The sequence below is a fragment of the Novosphingobium kunmingense genome (genome assembly GCF_002813245.1).
Classification (GTDB): Bacteria; Pseudomonadota; Alphaproteobacteria; order Sphingomonadales; family Sphingomonadaceae; genus Novosphingobium; species Novosphingobium kunmingense.
Map to the genome: position 1 here is coordinate 1 of NZ_PHUF01000003.1, position 19,863 is coordinate 19,863.

General features: G+C 67.3%; 18 protein-coding genes and 1 pseudogene. 4 read left to right on the top strand and 15 right to left on the bottom strand.

Annotated features, from left to right (window positions below):
• The 5 genes from B0I00_RS06110 to B0I00_RS06130 form a co-directional block, all read right to left on the bottom strand.
• Positions 1 to 1,857: M10 family metallopeptidase C-terminal domain-containing protein (locus B0I00_RS06110; protein WP_100866525.1), on the bottom strand; the 1,857-nt coding region annotated here is incomplete at its 3' end.
• Positions 1,858 to 1,982: 125 nt separating this feature from the next.
• On the bottom strand, positions 1,983 to 2,843 hold the full coding sequence (locus tag B0I00_RS06115) for an FkbM family methyltransferase (protein ID WP_100866526.1): 861 nt from the start codon (positions 2,841 to 2,843) through the stop codon (positions 1,983 to 1,985).
• Positions 2,844 to 2,895: 52 nt separating this feature from the next.
• A complete protein-coding gene (locus B0I00_RS06120) occupies positions 2,896 to 3,942 on the bottom strand; it encodes a capsular polysaccharide export protein, LipB/KpsS family (RefSeq protein ID WP_100866527.1) in 1,047 nt (348 codons plus the stop codon).
• On the bottom strand, positions 3,939 to 5,048 hold the full coding sequence (locus tag B0I00_RS06125) for a polysaccharide biosynthesis/export family protein (protein WP_100866528.1): 1,110 nt from the start codon (positions 5,046 to 5,048) through the stop codon (positions 3,939 to 3,941). The genes B0I00_RS06120 and B0I00_RS06125 overlap by 4 nt, the downstream gene beginning before the upstream one ends.
• Entirely contained in the window at positions 5,045 to 6,361 is a 1,317-nt protein-coding gene (locus tag B0I00_RS06130) for a glycosyltransferase family 4 protein (RefSeq protein ID WP_232730144.1), read from the bottom strand. The genes B0I00_RS06125 and B0I00_RS06130 overlap by 4 nt, the downstream gene beginning before the upstream one ends.
• 97 nt (positions 6,362 to 6,458) lie before the next feature.
• Here B0I00_RS06130 and B0I00_RS06135 point away from each other — a divergent pair, with 97 nt between their 5' ends.
• The gene (locus B0I00_RS06135) at positions 6,459 to 7,112 is read left to right on the top strand and encodes an ABC transporter ATP-binding protein (protein ID WP_100866529.1); all 654 of its coding nucleotides are present in this window, start codon (positions 6,459 to 6,461) and stop codon (positions 7,110 to 7,112) included.
• On the opposite strand, the gene B0I00_RS06140 is transcribed toward B0I00_RS06135, so the two are convergent.
• The 5 genes from B0I00_RS06140 to kdsA are packed head-to-tail and all read right to left on the bottom strand — an operon-like array spanning position 7,109 to position 12,356.
• Positions 7,109 to 8,353, bottom strand: a complete 1,245-nt coding sequence (locus tag B0I00_RS06140) for a capsule biosynthesis protein (RefSeq protein WP_100866530.1) — start codon at positions 8,351 to 8,353, stop codon at positions 7,109 to 7,111. The two genes, B0I00_RS06135 and B0I00_RS06140, sit on opposite strands and share 4 nt — an antisense overlap.
• Before the next feature lie 4 nt (positions 8,354 to 8,357).
• A complete protein-coding gene (locus tag B0I00_RS06145; protein WP_100866531.1) occupies positions 8,358 to 9,152 on the bottom strand; it encodes an ABC transporter permease in 795 nt (264 codons plus the stop codon).
• The gene (locus B0I00_RS06150) at positions 9,152 to 10,312 is read right to left on the bottom strand and encodes a glycosyltransferase family 4 protein (RefSeq protein ID WP_157812480.1); all 1,161 of its coding nucleotides are present in this window, start codon (positions 10,310 to 10,312) and stop codon (positions 9,152 to 9,154) included. Before B0I00_RS06150 ends, B0I00_RS06145 begins: the two co-directional genes overlap by 1 nt.
• A 1-nt stretch (position 10,313) precedes the next feature.
• Positions 10,314 to 11,501, bottom strand: coding sequence for a capsular polysaccharide export protein, LipB/KpsS family (locus B0I00_RS06155; RefSeq protein ID WP_100866533.1), 1,188 nt, complete (start codon positions 11,499 to 11,501; stop codon positions 10,314 to 10,316).
• 15 nt (positions 11,502 to 11,516) lie between these two features.
• Entirely contained in the window at positions 11,517 to 12,356 is an 840-nt protein-coding gene (kdsA, locus tag B0I00_RS06160; protein WP_100867121.1) for a 3-deoxy-8-phosphooctulonate synthase, read from the bottom strand.
• A gap of 145 nt (positions 12,357 to 12,501) precedes the next feature.
• On the opposite strand from kdsA, the gene B0I00_RS06165 reads away from it, so the two are divergent.
• Positions 12,502 to 13,512, top strand: coding sequence for an SIS domain-containing protein (locus B0I00_RS06165; RefSeq protein ID WP_100866534.1), 1,011 nt, complete (start codon positions 12,502 to 12,504; stop codon positions 13,510 to 13,512).
• Positions 13,513 to 13,531: 19 nt separating this feature from the next.
• Positions 13,532 to 14,302 carry a 3-deoxy-manno-octulosonate cytidylyltransferase gene (locus B0I00_RS06170; protein WP_100866535.1) on the top strand — a complete coding sequence of 257 codons (771 nt, stop codon included), beginning with the start codon at positions 13,532 to 13,534 and terminating at the stop codon, positions 14,300 to 14,302.
• Positions 14,303 to 14,329: 27 nt separating this feature from the next.
• On the opposite strand, the gene B0I00_RS06175 is transcribed toward B0I00_RS06170, so the two are convergent.
• A complete protein-coding gene (locus tag B0I00_RS06175) occupies positions 14,330 to 15,076 on the bottom strand; it encodes a transporter (protein WP_100866536.1) in 747 nt (248 codons plus the stop codon).
• An 11-nt stretch (positions 15,077 to 15,087) separates the two neighbouring features.
• Entirely contained in the window at positions 15,088 to 15,897 is an 810-nt protein-coding gene (locus B0I00_RS06180) for a COG4705 family protein (RefSeq protein ID WP_100866537.1), read from the bottom strand.
• Positions 15,898 to 16,009: 112 nt separating this feature from the next.
• Here B0I00_RS06180 and B0I00_RS06185 point away from each other — a divergent pair, with 112 nt between their 5' ends.
• A complete protein-coding gene (locus B0I00_RS06185; RefSeq protein WP_100866538.1) occupies positions 16,010 to 16,528 on the top strand; it encodes a helix-turn-helix transcriptional regulator in 519 nt (172 codons plus the stop codon).
• Positions 16,529 to 16,548: 20 nt separating this feature from the next.
• Here B0I00_RS06185 and B0I00_RS06190 read toward each other — a convergent pair.
• The 3 genes and pseudogenes from B0I00_RS06190 to B0I00_RS06200 all read right to left on the bottom strand — a co-directional run.
• Positions 16,549 to 17,760, bottom strand: a pseudogene (locus B0I00_RS06190) (malic enzyme-like NAD(P)-binding protein); the annotation flags it as partial.
• Between the two features lie 51 nt (positions 17,761 to 17,811).
• Complete coding sequence (locus B0I00_RS06195) at positions 17,812 to 18,372, bottom strand: hypothetical protein (RefSeq protein ID WP_100866540.1); 561 nt, start codon at positions 18,370 to 18,372, stop codon at positions 17,812 to 17,814.
• A gap of 98 nt (positions 18,373 to 18,470) precedes the next feature.
• On the bottom strand, positions 18,471 to 19,796 hold the full coding sequence (locus tag B0I00_RS06200; protein ID WP_232730178.1) for a dicarboxylate/amino acid:cation symporter: 1,326 nt from the start codon (positions 19,794 to 19,796) through the stop codon (positions 18,471 to 18,473).
• Positions 19,797 to 19,863 lie beyond the last annotated feature (67 nt).

The following is a 19,863-nucleotide window of genomic DNA, read 5'->3' on the forward strand; positions in this document are numbered from 1 at the left end:
CGCACCGGCGGCCTGCACCAGGTTCTCGATATTGGCGTAGAGGTAGAAGTTGCCGCTCGCGGTCACCGTGTCGGTGCCCTCGCCGTCACCTTCGACGACCACGTCGCCCTGCTGGTTGATGACGAAACTGTCATCGCCGGTGCCGCCGATCAGCGTATCGAGACCGGCACCGCCGACGAGGGTATCGTTGCCGGCACCACCGTCGAGCATCGAGCCGACGAGGACCGTTCCCGACGCGGTGCGCGTGGTCGCCGCCGAAACGTTGAGATCGTAGGTTCCGGGATCACCGCCAAATGTGGTGACACGCACGAAGATGCGCTGGCCGCCGGGCACGCTGGCCAGCGACAGATAGCTGTCGTAATCGTTGGCCGAACCGCCATCGAGCGCGAACTGCGAAATCGAATCGTCGTTCGATCCGAGAATGACGCCGTTTTCGGCAAAGACTGTGACGATCGAATCGATCGCGAAGGTGTTGTCGATGTCGATCAGGATCGAGCCGGTGCTGGCGAGGTAGAAACTGTACCAGTCTCCACCACCGGTGTTGGTCCCGTGGATGGTAACGGTCGATTGGCCGGCCCCGGCCTGGACTGCGGGATCGCCGGCATGGGCGGAGAAGCGGTAATCGAGGTCGATCGCCGTCTGCTGGGTGGCTGCGACGCCCCCAGGCTTGGTCAGGTCGAGTGCATCGCGCACCACGTTGATGCCGGCAATGGCGGTCAGCGTGTCGTTGCCCGAGCCGCCACGCGCGTTCTCGATGCCGTTCAGCGTATCGGCTCCGTCGCCTGTCGCGGTGCCGGCGGCCAGGTTGATGGTCAGTGCGGCGGTGACGCCCGAATAGTCGATTGTGTCGAAGCCCGCGCCGCCGGTGATGACGTTGTTGGCGGCGTTGCCGTGGAACCAGTCGTCCCCGCTGCCGCCGGTCGCGTTCTCGATCGTCACGCCGCTGGCGATGGTGAAGCCACCCAGCACGCCGGTGATCCGCGAGACGAAGCCGCCCCCCCCGGGCGCATTGATGAGCGTCGCAGCGCGCAGGTCGATGATCGCGTCGAGCCCGCTCGACCCCGCGGTGATCGTGTCGGTGCCGCCCGCATCCCACAGGCACAGCCAGCCGGTGCCGGCCGCGTTGACCCCTGGCAGGGTGTAGCTGCTCGCCCCGGACGCGGTGGCCATGTTGGCCCCATAGATGTGCTGGGCCGCCGCGATATCGAAGGCGCCGGGCCCCATTTCCCAGCCGAACGACGCGCTGGGCGAAAGGCCTACCTGCCAATAGCCGCCCAGATAGGACATCGCGGTAAACACGCCCTGGTTGAGATCGTTGTCGCCGTAGTCGTACTCGGCGGTAACGCCGGGGAAGGCCGGATCGCCTACCGGATCGCCCGGGTCGTTGAAGGGGTGCAACAGGCCCAGGCCGTGTCCGATCTCGTGGACGAAGGTGGCGTATCCGATCCCGCCCTTGGAGGTGCTGCCGCTTACGAAATAGCCCGTATCAAGGTTGTAGGTGCCGGTTATCGTTCCGGCGCTGGGCAGGTCGTGGAGAGCGATGTCGGTCGTAACGAGGGTGTCCATCGTCTCGACCCAGTCGTAGATCGAGGCGTCGCCGGTGCCGTCGTAGGCGACCGGGGATTCCTGGAAGATGATGTTGGCGACCGCCGACCACGTCTGCAGCGCCTGATTGAAGCCCGCGCGCCGCCCGTTCGACGACCACAGCGAACCTCCGTTCGCGGATGGATCGCCGTCCTGGCTCTGGAAGACATAGGTGATCACCGTGCCCGGCTGGTAGCCGTAGTCGTAGAGCAGGCTGTCGATGTAGATGTTGCCGGTCAGTTCGACGGTCTGTATTTCCGACTCGAGTGCCACTGCGCATCTCCCCCGGGGAAGCCTGTGTTGCGTAGATGCGGCCCGCGAGTCGGGCTGGAGCCGACCTTTGGCTCACGATGGGCGTGCAACTGCCTGTTGGCAATGGCAAAAATCAGCTGACAGGCTTACCCTCTCGCCCGCTTCCGCAGGGGCGTCGATTGGCGCCGGAACACCAGCATGTGATCGACCCATTGCGGTCCGTTCAGAAGCTCCTCGCGGCTGATCGGGACGATCCCTTCGCGCGCGCGGACGATCTCGAGCGAGAAGCCGTGCCTGAGGATCTCGTCCAGGAAACCGGCGGGGTCCCGCAGTCGTCCGACGGTGAACTCCATGAACACGGTCATCCGTTTCTGCCGGGCGAGGACCTGGGTCATGCCCTGCCAGACCATCGGTTCGAACCCTTCGACGTCCATCTTGAGGAATTCGAGGTTGCGCGCGTGGGCGATCCGGTCGAGCCGCTTGATCACGATGTCGCCCTTGCGCGCCGTGACGGTGCGCCCGCCGCCGGGCTGGTGGGTGCTGGCATCCATCACCGCCCGTCCGGCCGTGGCGCCAAGGCCGATCTCGTGGAAATCGACGAAGCCGGAAAAGCCGTTCACCTCCACGCTCTTGCGCACCAGGCGGGCCATGTCCGGGTTGGGCTCGAAGGACAGGACGCGCCCTTCGGCGCCGGTCAGATCGGCCAGCAACAGGGTGAAATAGCCCTGGTTGGCGCCGATATCGGCCACCACGCTGCCGCGGCGCACGCTGCGCATCATCGCCTTGGTGACCCACAGTTCCCAGAACCCTTCGAGCATCAGGTGGCTGGCGATGCCGATGTCGCGGGTATCGACGTACATCTTGTAGCGCCCCAGCACCCGGCACAGCGCTTCCTGGTTGCCGACGTAGGCGACCTGGGTCAGGGCCCGGATCTCGGCCTCGGCCTCGTCGCTCGGCCGGTCGAGGATCCGCCAGATGTCGTAGATCTGGTGCATGGCCTGGCTCATCGAAACGGCAACTCCCTCAAAATCCTGAACCCGGGTGCATGGCCCATGCCCCTCACTTGCGCAAGGCGGCGCCCAGTCGCCGCAGAGCCGAGGCGGCGTGGCTGCGCCAAGGGGATGGCAGGCGTCCGGGTTGCTGCGCGTCGATCCAGTCGAGCAGTTCCTCTGCCGTGCAGCGCCGCTCAAGTCCCGGATGGTAGTAGAGCGGATAGGCGATCAGCGCGCCTGCCACCAGTTCGGGCAGGTTCAGGCGCCGCGTCCGCCGCGCAGGCGGGTTGCGGTCCTGGGTAAGGCCCCAGCCGGCGAAGAACGGCTGGCCGTGGACGTGCACCGCGCAACCCCTGAGCAAGGCCTCGAAGCCGCCGAGCGAGGTCAGGACGTGGACGGCATCGGCGCGCGCATAGAGCGCCGTCAGGCTCGCCTCTTCCAGCACGAGGTCGGCCTCGGCCGGGCAGCGCAGCCCTTGGCGCAGGCCTGCGACCACATCGGGGTGCGGCTTGAAGACCAGGACGGCGTCGGGTTCTTCGGCGCGAACGCGGGCGACCATCGCGGCCACGGTCAGCCCCGCCCCGCCGCGCAGCACCGACAGGTCGTCGTCGACCTGGCCGAGCACCAGGACGATGCGGCGGCCCGGCGGCAGTTCAGGCTCCTTTCCGGCAAGGTTGTACTTCGTGACCCCGCCCTTGCTCAGCCGATCGATCAGGGCTGCGGCGCGATCGAGTTCGCCAGTCGTGAAGCGGCGCTGCGCCAGCATGTCCTCGAGGTCGCTGGGTCCGGTGCCGTCGTAGTGCGGCCGCTGGCGGTCGAGCGCGATCGAGCAGGGCTGGACAAGCGCCGCGCCAAGGCCGGCGGAACGGATGAAGCCATCCTCGATCGACCAGACGGGCACCCCTGCGGCACGGGCCAGGGATTCGAGATCGGCAGGTCGGCGCGATTCCCATGCCGCCACAGCACCGCCGGCGTCCCTGGCCCGGCGCACGGCAGCGACCGCGTGGCTGGCGTGGGGCGGCGGGGCCGGATCGGCGAAGATTGCCTGCAGCCGCCGCCGCTTCCACGGCGCAATTCCGCACAGGCAGCCGATTGCCGCGGCCGAAGCGCTCACTGCGTCAGGACGACGCCGGTCACCACCGGTCCCGACAGCGCGCTGACCAGCCGCAGGAACTTTTCGATCTGGTTGGTCCGCGCGTTGGCGATGAGCATGACGTCCTTCGGCCGCATCGCGAACTGCTGCGCGGCGAAATAGGCCGCGGGATCCATCAGGTCGAGCCGGTAGATGACTGGCTGGCGCACCGTCTGGCCGTCGCGTTCGCGGCGTTCATAGCGGAAGATGAACACGCCGCGCGCATCGGCGCGCTCGTCGAGCGGCCCGCCGGTCCGGGCGATGGCCTCGCTCAGCGTCATGGTCGAGCCGTCGAAGGGCACTTCGGACACCTTCTGCGCGGCGCCCAGCACGGTAAGGGTGCGGGGGCTGCGTAGAAGCTCGATCCGGTCGCCCGGCGCCACGACGACGTTTTCCCCGCCGTTGGGGCCGATCGCGTCGAGCCGCGCCTCGCTGATGAAACGGCCGCGGGCAAGGCGCACCACGGTGTCCGCCTTGCGCGCGGTCGGTCCGCCCGCCAGTGCGACCAGATCGAGCAGGCGTTCGCGGTCGGACGTCAGGGTGACGCGGCCGGGCTTGGCCACGTCGCCGCCGATCAGCGCGGAGCGGCCCGGACCCGGTTCGGTGACCGCCATGACCTGCAGGTACTGGCTCTTGCCGCGCAGCTTCTGTTCGATCGCGCGGGCCACGGCGTCGCTCGACAGACCGTTGACATAGATCGTCCCGGCATAGGGGAATCTGATCTGGCCGCTGTCGGGCACGACCAGCGTGGGAAAGGTGCGCGTGGTTCCGCTGGGCAGGGCGCCGGCCGTGTCGGTGGCGGACCCGGCGTTGCCGAACAGCGAATAGCCCACCTCGTAGACGGTGATCATCAACCGGTCGCCCGGTGTCACGCGGTCGTTCGCACCCGATCCGTCGGGGATTGTCCAGCCGGCCAGCGCCTCGGCATCGGCGGCTTCGCCAGAAGGAGTCGACGGGGTGATGGCGATCACTTCCACCTCGCCGGGCTGGAGGCCCGAGACAACCTGGTTCGCGGTCGGCCCGGAGGTGGGCAGCGAAGCGCAGCCCGACAGCACCGCAAGGACCGCAAGGGCCAGTACGCGGGTCATCGCGCCAGCACCCGGTCGTACATCGCCTGCAAGGCCTGCTGGTAGCTGTCCATCGAAAACGTCTGCGCCCTCGCCTTTCCTGCCTCGCCCAGATTTGCGCGCAGCGCGGCATCGCCGTCAAGCGCGCGCAGCGCCTCTGCGATTGCCGGCACATCGTAGGGATCGACTTTTAACGCAGCATTGCCAACCACTTCGGGGAGGGATGACGAGGTGCTGGTCAGGACCGGCGTGCCGAGCATCATTGCTTCAAGCGCGGGCAGGCCGAAGCCTTCATAGAGCGATGGGAAAGCCACCGCCTTGGCCCCGCGCACCAGTCGCATCAGCAGATTGCGCGGCAGGTAGTCGATCCGCCGCACGTTCTTGAACGTTGCCTTCAGCGGCTGGATCTCGTCTTTCTGGAGCAGGCGCAGTTCGACCTCGCTCCCCCAGGCGCGGGTGCCGACGATGACCAGCGGGGTGCTGGTCGACAGCGATAGATAGGCCTCGATCAGGCGGGCGACGTTCTTCTTGGGCTCAACCGCGCCGAAGAACAGGAAATAGCCCTTGTGCGGCAGGTTGAAGATCGAGCGCACGCTGGCCTCGACCTCTTCCTCGGTGGTGGCAAGCACGGTCTTCGACAAGCGCACCGCCTGGTAGGTGTTGGTGATCTTCCTGGCCGCTCCGGGGAAGGCCGCGACGATATCGTTGAGGCTTGCCTCGGACACGGTGCAGATATGATCGCCCTTGCTGACGCAGGCGCGCATCAGCTTGTAGTACAGCCGCTTGTTGTCGAGGCTGGCAAAGGGGAGGCGCAGCGGCACGAGATCGTGCAGCGTATAGATGTTCTTGGCGCCCAGCAGCTTGATCGGCAGCGGATAGGTCCAGTGCATGATCGCGGGCGGATTGGGCACCCGCACGTGCATGAACAGGCCGTATCGCTTGAAGTGGCGGTGGGCCATCTCGAACAGGTCGGGCGAGGTGAACAGCCGGTCGAAGGCGGGCAGGCGGTAGCTGAACTGGTCGGCGATGACCGTGCCCGCGCCCGGCGAGGGCAATTCGCGCGCCAGCTTGGGGCGGGCCAGCAGCGACAGTTCGCGCAGGCCCTTGAACTGCCAGCGCTTGACCCCGGTTGCCGCTTCGCCGCCAAGGGCTTCGTAGAACACGACTTCGCGCAGCTTGGGCCAGTAGGGTGCGCGCAGACCATAGAGGCCGTCGACTTTGAGCCCCAGGCCCTGCGCCGCCAGCGCCAGGTTATAGCCATAGGTCGCCACCCCGGTGCCGCGCGGCAACGCCAGGTTGAAGCCGTCGATCATGATCCGCTGCCGGTCGGCCACGCGCCTAGGTCGCTCCCTGCACCCTGTTCCAGTCGCGCGTGGTTGGACGATAAGGGCCCGGCTTGGCAAGCGATCATGCCATGCTAAAGCCTTGAGGATGATCGTTCTTGATCGTGTGTCGAAAAATTACCGCACCCGCACCGGCCGGCGCACGATCCTCAGCGACGTCAACCTGACGCTGCGCCGGGGCGAGGCGCTCGGCATCTGCGGGCACAACGGCGCGGGCAAGTCCACGCTGATGCGGTTGATCGCCGGGGTCGAGCAGCCCAGCAGCGGGACCATCCGCCGCGACATGAGCGTTTCCTGGCCGATCGGTTATGCCAGCGCCTTTCAGGCCAGCCTGACCGGGGCCGACAACGTGCGCTTCATCGCGCGGATCTATGGCAAGCCGATTGCCGAGACGCTGGCCTTCGTCGACGATTTCGCCGAACTGGGATCGTACCTCGCCATGCCGATCCGCACCTATTCAGCCGGGATGATGGCGCGACTGGCCTTTGCCGCCAGCCTTGCGGTCCACTTCGACTGCTACCTGGTGGACGAGATCACGGCTGCGGGCGACGCGCGCTTTCGCGAACGCTGCCACGAAGCGCTGCTCGAACGCCGCCGCAACGGGACGCTGGTCATGATCAGCCACGATCCGGCGACGCTGCGGCTGTACTGCGATGCCGGCGCCGTGGTGCGCGGCCACCGGTTCATTCCCTTTGCCAATATCGAGGCGGCGATCGCCGACCACTTCGGCCCCGGTTACTAGTCCGCCTGGTGTTCGCGAATCCCGGCAAGGATCAGCCAGCCGATCGCAAATGCCACCGACAGGCCGACGAACAGGGCGAAAGCGGTGCGCCAGGGGCGCGGCCGAACCGGCTTTTCGGGCAGGCCCGGCTTGACCACTGAGACGAAGAACAGCCGCTGCTTGTCCGCCTGCGCGCGCGCGCTGTCGAGCGCGGCGCGTGCCGATTCATAGCGCTTGGCGGCAAAGTCCTGCCGCAGCTTGAGCTGTTCGAAGGCGTTCAGCCGCTGGGCCGCGTCCGTGCTCGGCCCGGTGGTGCCGCTGCGCAACGCGCCGACCTGCGCTTCGAGCGCGGCGACGCGGCTGGCCTGCACCTCGACTTGCGGGGCCGAGGGGGCGAGGAAACCGCGCATCGAGGCGAGGCTGGCCTTCTCGCGCGCCAGCTGGCCCTGCAGCGCCAGCAATTGCGCGCTTTCGCCTTCGACCTGGCGCGCCGGATCGAGCGCGCCGGACACGTCGCGGAACCTGGTCAGCGCCGTCTGGATCGCCAGCAGATCGGCTTGCGCGGCGTCCATGTCCTTCTGCGCCAGCGCGATTCCGGCATCGACTGCACGGGTGTTGAAGGCGTTGACCTGGCCTTCGCCCAGAACCAATAGCGCCTGGGCCAGTTTCTGCGCGTCGGCGGGCGCGAAGGCGCGCACTGCCAGCGTGGTCACGCCCTTGTCCTTGTCGTAATCGACGTCGACCTTGCCGCGGTAGTAGTCGAGCAGGGTTTCCGCCCGGGGTTCGGCAAAGCGGAGCCGCGACAGGATGTCGGCATCGGCGCGGTTGTAGAGCCTGACCACGTCGATCCCCCGCGCCTTCAGCGCCGCGATTGCATCGGGGGACAGGAGGAAGTCCTTGATCACCTCGGCCTCGCGCGCGGCGTTGCCGCCCGCCTGGGGTCCGGCGATCAGCTCGGCCAGCGCGCCGGGCGCCGGGCGCTCTGCCTCGATCCCGCGGATGACGTATTCGGTGCGCGACTGGTATTGCGGGCTGGCAAACAGGAGCAGCCACAGCAGGGTCAGAAGCGACGGAACCACGACCAGCACGACGAAGGCGAGGCCGCGGCGGCTTCGCGGAAGCGCCGCTTCGGGCGCGTCGTAGCGTGGCGGCTCCGGCGCGGTGAAGACCGGCTGCGCGGGGCTTTTATCGCCCTCGTCGCCAAGGTCGGTGCCATAGGGCAGGCACGGGTGGTCGAGTGCGGAGCGGTTGGTGTCGGTCATGGCGTCAGCTCAGTTCTACCCGCGGGCGCAGCATCCTCAACCCCGCAAGACCGACAAGGGTCAAAAATCCGCACACCGCAACGGGATAGCCAAGACCGGCCCAGCGGTCGTCGTAGCCTTCGAACAGGCCGACCCGCAGCAATTCGAACACCGGCACGGTCGGCACCCATTGCAGCACGGCACGCAGCGGTTCGGGCAGCCAGACCATGGCGAAGAAGGCGCCCGAGAGCGGCATCGAAAGGTAGAGCAGCGGGTGGACAAGCCGGCCCGACACCGGGCTTTCGTGGGCCAGGGCGGTGACGATCATCGAACAGGCGAAGGAAAACCAGCCCATCAGCCCGGTCGCGGCCAGCACCAGCAGCGGATCGGCGGGCGCATCGGCGAAGCCCGCGACCCAGGCCATGAACAGCAGCAGCGAAAGCACGAGGACGGTGCTGCACAATTCCAGCACGGCGCGCGCGGCCAGCATGTCGAAGATCGTGACGCGGCGGTGGTTGAGCAGCGGACGGTTCGCCTCGAGCAGGGTTTCGGCGCGCGACACGGTCGAGCGGAACAGGATGAACAGCGCATAGCCCGAAAAGGCGAAGGGGATCGAACGCACGCCGCCCGCCAGCGGCAGGTGTTGCTGCGCGTGTAGCGCGGCAACCGCGACCGCCAGCAGCAGCGGTTCGGCGAACAGCCACAGATACCCGATGTTCTCGCGCCCGAAGCGGGTGTGCAGCTCGCGCAGCACCAGCGCACCGATCACGTCGGACTGGATCGCCGCCGCGGCGCGGGTGCCTGTCGTGCGCTGCCCCATCAGTCGAGACGCTCCAGCAAATCGTCCACCTGCGCGAAATGATCCTCCCAGCGCGGCGCAGACCAGGCGGTCAGCCGCGCCAGTTGGGCCGCGCGCGCCGCCGATTGCGGCGCGGCATAGTCGAGGACTGCCTTGATCCACGCCGGGCCGTCAAGCGGATCGAGATAGAGCGGAACCTCGCCCGCGGTTTCGCGGTATACTGCAAGGTCGCTGGCGATGACCGGCGTGCCGCAGGCCAGCGCCTCGTTGACCGGCATGCCGAAGCCTTCGGCGAAGCTCGGCATCAGCAGCGCCCGCGCCCCGCGCACCAGCGCTGCCAGGGCCGCATCGTCGAGCGTGTTGTGCTCGATCACCAGTGGCCTCAGGCCGCGCCCGCGTTCGAGCAGGTCGACGATGTTTTCGTTCTCCCAGCCACGCCGCCCGATCACGACAAGGCGCGGCGCGGCATCGCCCAGCGTGTCGGCCATGCGCCGCCAGGCGTGGAGCAGCAGCAGATGGTTCTTGCGCGGCTCGATCGTGCCCAGGGTGACGAAGTAGGGATCGGCGGGGAGCGCGACATTCCGCGGCGCCGGCAGCGGGTCGAGCCCGATCGGCGCCACCTGGCACAGGCCCTTTCCGCCGCTGAAGGCGTGGAGCGCGTCGCGGGTCGCAGCGGAATTGACGATGAAGGCGTCGGCCACGGCAAGGCCGTTGCGCAGCCGCTCCTCGTGCCGCGCGGCGCCGCCGGTGCGGGCGTATTCGGGATAGTCGCTGGGTATCGTGTCGTGGAGGAACAGGACCAGCCGGCCACCCGGACCGCGCCGCTCCTCGAGCCACGGCCGGCGGTGCCAGTTCTGGTGCGAAGGGATCAGCGCGATGTCGCCGTTGCCGCGCGGCGCCCTGCTGGTCCGCGACATCAGCGCGGCGATCGCGCCCGCTCCGCCGTCGCCGCCGGGCGCGGCCCAACAGGCTTCCATCGCGGTCAGAAAGCGGTCCAGTGCGGGCGGCGGGATGACCCGCGCGCCAAGATAGCCCATCCGCACTACAAAGGTGACGCGGCGGCGGTCCTGGGCCAGCAAATGCCGTGCATAGGCGCGCTCGACCCGATCGATCCCGCTCGGCGTGGGAAACCGCGCACGCCACAGTAGCCGGCTGAGATCGAGAGTTATGCCGCGGACCATGTCACTCCTCGCAGAGCCGCTGGGCGGCCTCGGTTTCGAGCCGGGCCAGCGCGTCGCGCCCGTGGAAACCGGCGTTGACCAGGCATTCCTGCCACAGCGCCGCGGCGAAGGTGGCATAGTCTTCCGCCGCGACCGGCGGCGGCGCGGCCCAGAATGCATCCGGCGGGCCTGCGCTGGCCAGCCCCGGCATGGCGTAGAGAGCCCTGCCGATGGCGTGCACCGGACGGCCGCGGCGCAGGGCCAGCCCGCCGACCGTGCTGTTGACCGTGACGACCCCCTGGCACCGCTCGATCAGCCGCTCGAGATCGGCATGTTCGACGTAGTGCACCCGTTCGGTCAGCCCATGGGCTGCAGCCAGCCGCGCCAGCCGGCGACGCCAGCGGCGCGGATCGGGATCGAAGGGATGCCGCTTGATCACCAGCCGTGTGCCGACGGGCGCGTGGGCGGCGAAGCTGGCCAGCACCTGCCCGGCCGCGACCTCCATCGAAGCGAAGGGCGAGCGGTGGACAAGCTGGGCATCGCCGTCGAGCTGGAGGGGAAACAGGAAGAACGGTGCTTCGCCCAGCGCGGCGAGATCCCGGGCGCTGTCCCTGCGTTCGGCCGGGCCGCGCACGTAGCGACGGATCCACGCCGTCATCTCGTGCCAGGCCGACTGCACCCGGTGGCTGCGGTAGCGCGGAAACCACGGCCAGAGCATGGTGGCGAAGGTCCAGTATGCGACGGCCTCGCGCCAGCGGTGAACGAACCGGTTCTCGATCCCCGCTTCGATCATGGCGCGGCGCGGGGCGCGGCGAGCGCAATCGGCGAGCGATAGGGGCGCCTGCCACGGCTCGCCACCACGCCACCGTTCGATCGCGACGCTGTTGGGCCGCAGGTAGCCTTCTTCGAAGACATGGACATCTATCGCCAGCCGTTGCGCCGCCGCGATGGCCTGAAGGTGCAGCGGTCGACGCTCGCCGAGGAGGACGATGTCGGTCACGCCGCTCGCCCTGGCATGGGCGGCGAGCCAGTCGGCGAAGTGCTGCGCACGGCCGCGATAGTTCGTTCCGGCGAAGTGCCAGTCGGCCCAGTCGCCCCCGTTGAAATTGACCCGCGAGGTGGCGTGCCCGCGCAGTTCGACGCGCCGTGCGATGCGCCGGAACGCCGGGCCGGGCAGGCCTTGCAGGAACAGGAAATGGCGCTGGCGCATGGCGGTGTGCCGGGATCAACTCAAGACCGCCGTGCGGGCGTCGCGGCTCGCCCGGTCGAGCGCGATAAGCCCGGTCATCAGCGCCTCGAACCGGTCGAGCGGCCACGCCGTGGCCGCATCGGAATGGGCCTGGCCGGGATCGGGATGGGTTTCGAGGAACAGGCCGTCCACGCCGACCGCAACCGCCGCGCGGGCCAGTGCCGGGATCAGGTCGCGCCGCCCGCCCGAGGCATGTCCGGCGGCGGCCGGCTGCTGCGCCGAATGGCCGGCATCGAAGATAACCGGGCAGCCGAAGTCGCGCATCACCTCGAGGCCGCGCATGTCGACGACAAGATCGCGATAGCCGAAGCTCGTGCCGCGCTCGCACAGCCACAGCCGCTCGCCCACGTTGGCGCCGGCGGGCAGAACAGCCTGCGCCTTGGCGACGACATGGGCCATGTCCTCGGGCGCCATGAACTGGCCCTTCTTGACATTGACCGTCCGCCCGGTCGCCACCGCCGTCTGGATGAGGTCGGTCTGGCGGGCGAGGAAGGCCGGAATCTGCAGCACGTCGACCACTTCGGCGACAGGCACGGCCTGCGTGCTTTCGTGAATGTCGGTCAGGACCGGGAGCCCGGTTTCGCGGCGCACCTTGTCGAGGATCGCAAGCCCTTCATCGAGGCCCGGCCCGCGCGGCGATGCCGCCGACGTGCGGTTGGCCTTGTCGAACGACGACTTGTAGATCAGCCGCAAACCCAGCCGCTCCGCGATGTCGGCCAGCCGCTCCGCCACCGCCAGGGCGTGGCTTTCGCCCTCGATCACACAGGGCCCGGCGATCACCAGCATCGATCGGTCAAACCTGTGCTGCCCTTGCATCCCATCGCGCACCAATGATCCCCCATGCCCATGCTGTAAACTGTAGTAATTGAAGAATTAAGGAGTTTCCGTTAGGCCGGTCGCCATGGCGCAAAGGGAGCAAGTCCTTGGGGCACAGCGCTAAACCGATCTGGCCGGAGTGCTGATGACTAGCAAGCGCGGGCGCGACCGCATGATTTCCTATGCCGGCCGGCCCGATCAGGGCGATCTGGCACCTGCCATTCGCGTGGTCGATCATGCGATCACGGCGCTTGTCGGCCTGCGCGATTCGCTCGGCCCGGAACTCCTGATCGTGGCGCGGCACCTTGCCGAATGCCGCGGACGGATCGTCTTTACCGGCATGGGCAAGTCGGGCATCGCCGCGCGCAAGCTTGCCGCAACATTTGCTTCGCTGGGCAAGCCGGCGCTGTTCCTCCACGCCGCGGATGCGGCCCACGGCGATCTGGGCAAGATGTGCACCGGCGATGTGCTGGTGGCGATCTCGGTATCGGGCGAGACGCGGATCGTGCTGCCGATGCTGCATTACGCGCGCGAGGCGCAGATCCTCTCGGTGGCGCTGACCGCCCGGCTCGAATCGAGCCTGGCGCAGCAGGCCGACTATGTCCTTGCCCTGCCGACCGGGCACGAAGGCGGGCCCATCGCGGCAGTGCCGATGGCTTCGACCGTGGCGACGCTGGCGCTGGGCGATGCCCTGGCGGCGCTGGTCGCCAACCGCAACCGCTTTTCGGACAGCGACGTTGCCGTGCTCCATCCCGGCGGACGGATCGGGCAGAAGCTGCGCCCGGTTCGCCTGTTGATGCACGCCGGCGGGCGGATGCCGCTGGTTGCGGCCGATGCGCCCGGCGCCGTCGTGGTCGACGAGATCACCAGCAAGGGCTTTGGCATTGCCGGCGTGATCGACCCGGCGAGCGAGCGGCTGATCGGGGTCGTCTCCGATGGCGACCTGCGCCGACATCTCGGCGAGATCGGCACGCTCGACGCACGTGGCCTCATGAACGACCGGCCCGTCACTCTGGCGCCCCACGAAACGGCCGATCACGCCCTGGACCTGGCGCGTGCGCATCGCATCTCGGCGATCTTCGTGGTCGATCCGGTCACCGGCGCTGCCGTCGGCCTCGTCGATCTGCAGGACCTGCTGCGCGTCAGCATCGATTGAGGCATAACGGGCCGGTACCGTGCAGCCCCTTGTCATCATCCCGGCGCGCTTCGCCTCGGTCCGCTTTCCCGGAAAGCCGCTGGCTGCGCTTACGGCGCGGGACGGCGTCTCGCGCCCGCTGATCGAATGGACCTGGCGCGCCGCAGTGGCGGCCGTCGACGAAGGGCAGGTCGTCGTCGCCACCGACGACGCGCGCATCGCCGATGCCGCCGACCGCTTCGGCGCGCGCTGGGTGATGACGGATCCCACCTTGCGCAACGGCACCGAACGTTGCGCCGCCGCGTTCGCAGCTCTTAGCGATCGCGCCGACGTGATCGTCAATCTCCAGGGCGACAGTCCGCTGGTCCCGACCGCGCATGTTGCCGCCCTGCTCCAGCGGATGAGCGATCCGACGGTCGCCGTGGCGACGCCCTTCGTCACCTGCGATCCAACGATGATGGGCTGGATCGAGGCGGAGCAGAACGAAGGCCGCGTCGGCGGAACCTGCGTGGTTGCCCGGCACGATGGCACCGCCGCCTATTTCAGCAAACGCGCGATTCCCTTCGGCGCCTCGCCCGACTTCCCGCTCAAGCTGCATCTCGGCGTCTACGCCTATCGGCCCGAGTCCCTTGCCGCCTATGCCGCCATGCCCCCGTCGCCTCTCGAACGGGCCGAAGGTCTCGAACAGTTGCGCTATGTCGAAGCAGCGATCCCGGTCCATCTCGTCGAGGTGCAACGCCCCCAGGGCGGGATATGGGAAGTGAACAACCCGGACGACATCGCCAAGGTCAACGCGCTGCTGGCTTCCTGACCGGACCCGGTCTGCCAGGCGCGGTGGCTAGATATCGATCCCCAGCGCGGCGAACGTGTGCCAGCCGGCCTGTTTCCTGCCATCCTCGAAGGTCGGGCCACCGGACAGCAGCAATCTGAAGCGGTCTGTCGCCTGGAAGATCGTCCCCGCGCCAAGGCTGGTGCTGCCCCGTCCGCCCACGGCGTCCGCCCCTTGCCTGTCGGCCTCAAGACCGAACAGCAACCGCTTGGTGACCTGTCGCGCCACGGCAATCCCGCCGGTCCAGTAGTTCTTGTTCCCGGTGCCCGGATTGATCGCGTAGCCGCCGCCGCCGAAGACCGACCAGGGACCGGAATCTTTCTGGATCCAGACGGGGAGCAGCCCGGTGACCTTGCCGGCGCCATGGCCGTTGCTGGCGGTGGGAAGGGTCATTCCGGGGAACACGGCAACCGACAGGCCTGCGTCCTCGTTCTTGTAGAACTGGTATTTGACGGAGACCGCCACGTCGCCCGCGCCCCATTGGATGCCTGAAGGATCATGGGCAAAGGCGACGGGCAGCCCGACGGTCAACTGGACGCGCGGCGCAAGGCCGTAGTTGATCTCGGCTCCGGCGGACCCCTGGTAATCGCCGCCCAGGCCATCACCTTCGACGAGCGGGCCGTAGATTTCCCAATGGCCCGTTTCGGTCGGTTCGGGATCGTCCGTCATGAACGGCGGACCCGCCGAGGCGGCCGCCGGCCAGCACAGCAGGGCGGTGCCGGCCAGAATGGACGATGTGATCTTGTTGCTTTTCATCGGTGCAACTTTCAGGCGGTGGCGAGCGCGCGGGTGCGACGGTGGACGATGAGGATCAGGCCGGCGATGGCCACGGCGAGGACCAGCGAGGCGCCGGTCCGGCTCAGTTCGAGGCCGCCCTTGGCCACCGGCTTGTCGAGGAAATCGCCCACCACGGCGCCCAGCGGGCGGGTGAGAATGAAGGCTGACCAGAACAGCGCGACGCGGCTGATCGAAGTGCGATAGTAGGCGATCACGAGCAGGGCGAGCAGCGACCCGAAGATCGCGGCCGAACCCAGATAGCCCAGCGGCCCGTCGGCTATCCAGTCGCCCAGCGCCGTCCCTAGCGTCTGCGAGAAGGTGATGGTGATCCAGTAATAGAGTTCGGCGCGTGGCTCATGGACCGAATCGATCGAGATCGTGCCCAGCGCCCGGTGCCAGACCCAAAGCGACACGAGCACCATCGACAGCAGCAGGATCGATCCGCCCGGATAGCCGATGCCGAGCGCGCGCGTGGCGAAGTCCGCCATGGTGGTGCCAGCGGTGGTCGAAGCGATGATCGTCGCCCAGTAGAGCCAGGGGTTGAATTGGCGGGCGCGGATCTGAAGTGCCATCAGCACGGCCAGGGCGGTTCCGAAGATGGCGGTGCCGATGAGATATCCGTTCTGCCAGAACGAGGTTGCGGCATTGGCCGTAGTTTCGCCGAGCCAGGACATCGAAACGCTGTCACCGGCGGTCTCGCCGAATGTCGTTGCGAGGATCTTTATCGCCCAGAAGCCGATGGTGACGGCCGGCACCTTGATGGCGACATCGACGATGTCCCGTGTTGAATAGTTTCTCATTTTTGACCTGCCATAGCGTTGCGGAAGGACTAGGCAGCTATGCCGGCGAGCAGGAGATGGCTATAAGCAGGCGCTCAATCGGGGCCTTTGCGGCCGCCTAAGCGGGAATGCCATGGCCTCCTCATCCCACAACCCCGATCGCCGCATCGTGTTCGCGCTTGCCGTGATGGTCCTTCAGGTCGTTGGGGCGGTGTTCTTCCTTATCGATGGATTCGAGGATCAGGCAGCCGTTCCCGCTTCGGCGTCGGGATCGGTGGGCCTCACCGAACTGGTGATCGCGCTGGCACTGCTCGCGGGGGTCGTGATCAGCACGGTGTTCATCGTTCGCCTGCACCGCGACCTGCAGTGGCAGAAGCGCAACCTTGACCGCGCGAAGGGCGCGCTGATGGACCACGTGAGCGTCCGTTTCCGCGACTGGAAGCTGACGCCAGGCGAAGGCGATGTTGCCCTCTTCGCGCTGAAGGGCTGCGACGTTGCAGAGATCGCGCGCCTGCGCGGTGCGGCGCTCGGGACGGTGCGTTCGCAGCTGAGCCAGATCTATGCCAAGGCCGGGGTATCGAGCCAGGCCATGCTTGTCGCCTTGTTCATCGAGGACTTGCTCGACGCGGCACCGGCAGCGGATCAGGGCTGAGCGATCGCCGCAAGGACGTCGCGGTATCCATCGAGATCGGCGATCGGACGCGTGGCGACGCCGCTGGCCATCGCCGCCGTGGCGACTGCGGGACTGATCGCTCCGATCAGGCGCGGATCGAACGGGTCCGGAATGATGTAGTCCGACGAGAACGGACAAGGCCCGCCTTCGCGCGCCAGGGCGGCGAGGGCGCGCACTGCCGCGATTTTCATCGCCGCGTTGATCTCGGTCGCGCCGATATCGAGCGCCCCGCGGAAGATGAACGGAAAGCAGAGCAGGTTGTTGACCTGGTTGGGGTAGTCGGACCGCCCGGTCGCCACGATCGCATCGGGCCTGACCGCTCGCACGACCTCGGGCCGGATCTCGGGTTCGGGATTGGCCAGCGCCAGGATCAGAGGTCGATCGGCCAGTAGGGGCAGGAGCTCTGCGCGCAGCACTCCTGGCGCCGACAGGCCCAGAAAGATGTCGGCGCCGGCGATGACCTCGTCCAGCCTGCATGCCGGTCCCGCCCTGGCATAGCGGGCCATGTTGGCTCCCATGCCCGTTCGATCGCGCGTGATGACGCCGTCGATGTCGGTCAGGGTGACGTTCGCCGCCGGCAGGCCCATGGTGACCAGCAGATCGACGCAGGCAAGGGCCGCTGCACCGGCGCCCGAGGTCACGAGCCTGACTTGCGACAGCTCCTTGGCTTGCAGCAGCAGCGCATTGGTTACCGCTGCCGCACAAACGATCGCGGTGCCATGCTGGTCGTCGTGGAACACCGGGATCGCCATGCGCCTGCGCAGCTCGTCCTCGATGACGAAGCATTCCGGCGCCCTGATGTCTTCAAGGTTGATGCCGCCGAACGTAGGCTCGAGGGCGGCAACCACTTCGATGAACCGTTCGGGTGTACTTGCATCAATTTCGAGATCGAATGCGTCGATACCGGCAAAATGCCGGAACAGTGCGGCTTTGCCTTCCATGACGGGTTTGGAAGCCAGCGGGCCGATGTTTCCCAGGCCGAGGACCGCCGTCCCGTTGGAAATGACGGCCACCAGGTTGGAGCGCCCGGTGAAATGCCTGGCGCTGTCGGGATCCGATGCAATCGCCTCGCAGGCCACGGCCACACCGGGCGAATAGGCGAGCGCGAGGTCGTGGGCGTTGCGCATCGGCTTCGATGACGACTGCCGCACTTTGCCGGGGGTGGGATATTGATGGTAGTCGAGCGCCGCCTGGCGAAATTTCGCGTCCATTCGAACTCCCCATGGCGGTCCGGTCCGGCGACGGCCGGACCGGACACCCGATCAGCGAACCGGTGCGAAGAGCGCTTCGGTGCTGGCGATCATGGGGGCGAGCGAATCACGGATGCGGACCGCGGGATGCATGAAGTCCAGGTCGATCAGTCCGCTTGTGGGCGACTGCTTGAATGCCAGAACCATGGTCACCGGCAGGTACTTGCCGCTGGTGTCCTTGAGCGGAACGAGGATCGAGACCTTCTTGCCGAAATCGGGGGTGCCCCACTTCGATTCGACCTGGGTCACGCCCTTCTTGGCGGTGATGACGTCGCCCGGCGACGAGACGTTGCCGATGCGGTCGGGAAAGGTTCCGGCGATCATGGTGTAGTCCGTCAGGCCGGCAGGAACGGCATGGACCGTGATGCTGACCAGTTCGGGGTGGCTCGCGGCGACCTGGTCGACAAGGGCCTGGGCCAGGATCTTGCCGGTCGGCCCGACCCAGTTCTTGGGCGTCGTCGGGGTGGATGCGGCGCGGGGAATCTCCGCCGGGGGGGCGGTGTTGGCGATGGCGGCGGTGGCAGACCCGATGGCCGCAATGGCTGCAATGGAACTCAGGATGATGCGCTTCACAGTCAAGTCCTCTCTCGGTTGCAAGGGAGCGGCGTCGAGGCGGCTTCCCGTTTGGTGCGTCGTGATTCTTAATCCGCGACGCTGTCATCTGCCTGTCGCTAGTCTTCGTCGTATTCCTTCGGCGCAGCAGCGAGCGCGCTTTCGGGCCCGGACAGCGCAGAGGCCAGCGCATCGCGATCGAGGCGGCCTTCCCAGCGGGAGACGACAACGGTTGCGACGGCGTTGCCGATGAAGTTGGTGATCGAGCGGCATTCGCTCATGAAGCGGTCGATGCCCAGGATCAGCGCCATGCCGGCGACGGGAACGCTGGGAACGACCGACAGGGTCGCGGCCAGGGTAATGAAGCCGGCGCCGGTGACGCCGGCGGCACCCTTGGAGCTGAGCATCGCAACCGCCAGCAACAGCAGCTGGTCGCCCAGAGACAGGTCGACGCCCGTCGCCTGGGCGATGAACAGCGCGGCCAGTGTCATGTAGATGTTGGTTCCATCCAGGTTGAACGAGTAGCCGGTCGGCACGACCAGCCCGACGACCGCCTTGGGACAGCCGGCCCGCTCCATCTTCTGCATGAGGCTGGGCAGCGCGGCTTCCGACGAGGACGTGCCGAGGACAAGCAGCAGTTCCGCCTTCAGGTAGGAAATCAGGCGGAAGATCGAGAAACCGTTCAGCGCCGACACCGCGCCGAGCACGACCACGATGAACAGCGCGGACGTGACGTAGAACGTGACAAGCAGCGAGGCGAGGTTGGCGAGGCTCGACAGCCCGTATTTTCCGATGGTGAAGGCCATGGCGCCGAACGCCCCGATCGGCGCCGTCCGCATCAGGATCGCGACGAGACGGAAGAAGGCTGCGGCGGCGGATTCGAGAACGCGCAGCACCGGGGTGGCCTGATCCCCGATCAGCGCAAGCGAAATGCCGAACAGGATCGCCACGAACAACACTTGCAGTATCTCGCCGCCGGCGAGCGCGCCCGCGAACGTTGCCGGAATGACGTTGAGGAGAAAGCCTATCAGGGTCTGGTCATGGGCCTTGCTGGTGTAATCGGCGACGGCCTTTGTATCGAGGCTCGCCGGATCGATGTTCATACCGGCGCCGGGCTGCACGACATTGGCCACGATCAGCCCGATGATCAGCGCCAGCGTGGAAAAGAACAGGAAGTAGATGAAGGCCCGGGATGCGACGCGGCCCACCGAACGCAATTCGCCCATCCCGGCGATGCCCGTCACGATGGTAAGGAAGATCAGTGGTGCGATCACCATCTTGACGAGCTTGATGAACGCATCGCCCAGCGGCTTCAGCGCCTCGCCGGCGCCGGGCCAGAAGTATCCCACCGTCACGCCCAGCGCGATGGCGATCAACACCTGCACGTAAAGCTGGTTGTGGAGCCTGATCGCCGCTTTCGGACCGGGTTGGTCCGCTACGTTCACCTTTGCCAAGTCGCTTCTCCCATCCCGTCGCGACAGGCCTGTTTTTCAGGCATCCGATGCCGTCGCG

What these genes read in the sequence shown, in the direction of transcription:
- B0I00_RS06115 (WP_100866526.1), bottom strand. Translation starts at nt 2,843, where the DNA reads ATGAGCCAGGCCATGCACCAGATCTACGACATCTGGCGGATCCTCGAC.
- B0I00_RS06125 (WP_100866528.1), bottom strand. Translation starts at nt 5,048, where the DNA reads ATGACCCGCGTACTGGCCCTTGCGGTCCTTGCGGTGCTGTCGGGCTGC.
- B0I00_RS06135 (WP_100866529.1), top strand. Translation starts at nt 6,459, where the DNA reads ATGATCGTTCTTGATCGTGTGTCGAAAAATTACCGCACCCGCACCGGC.
- B0I00_RS06140 (WP_100866530.1), bottom strand. Translation starts at nt 8,353, where the DNA reads ATGACCGACACCAACCGCTCCGCACTCGACCACCCGTGCCTGCCCTAT.
- B0I00_RS06145 (WP_100866531.1), bottom strand. Translation starts at nt 9,152, where the DNA reads ATGGGGCAGCGCACGACAGGCACCCGCGCCGCGGCGGCGATCCAGTCC.
- B0I00_RS06150 (WP_157812480.1), bottom strand. Translation starts at nt 10,312, where the DNA reads ATGGTCCGCGGCATAACTCTCGATCTCAGCCGGCTACTGTGGCGTGCG.
- B0I00_RS06155 (WP_100866533.1), bottom strand. Translation starts at nt 11,501, where the DNA reads ATGCGCCAGCGCCATTTCCTGTTCCTGCAAGGCCTGCCCGGCCCGGCG.
- kdsA (WP_100867121.1), bottom strand. Translation starts at nt 12,356, where the DNA reads ATGCAAGGGCAGCACAGGTTTGACCGATCGATGCTGGTGATCGCCGGG.
- B0I00_RS06165 (WP_100866534.1), top strand. Translation starts at nt 12,502, where the DNA reads ATGACTAGCAAGCGCGGGCGCGACCGCATGATTTCCTATGCCGGCCGG.
- B0I00_RS06175 (WP_100866536.1), bottom strand. Translation starts at nt 15,076, where the DNA reads ATGAAAAGCAACAAGATCACATCGTCCATTCTGGCCGGCACCGCCCTG.
- B0I00_RS06180 (WP_100866537.1), bottom strand. Translation starts at nt 15,897, where the DNA reads ATGAGAAACTATTCAACACGGGACATCGTCGATGTCGCCATCAAGGTG.
- B0I00_RS06185 (WP_100866538.1), top strand. Translation starts at nt 16,010, where the DNA reads ATGGCCTCCTCATCCCACAACCCCGATCGCCGCATCGTGTTCGCGCTT.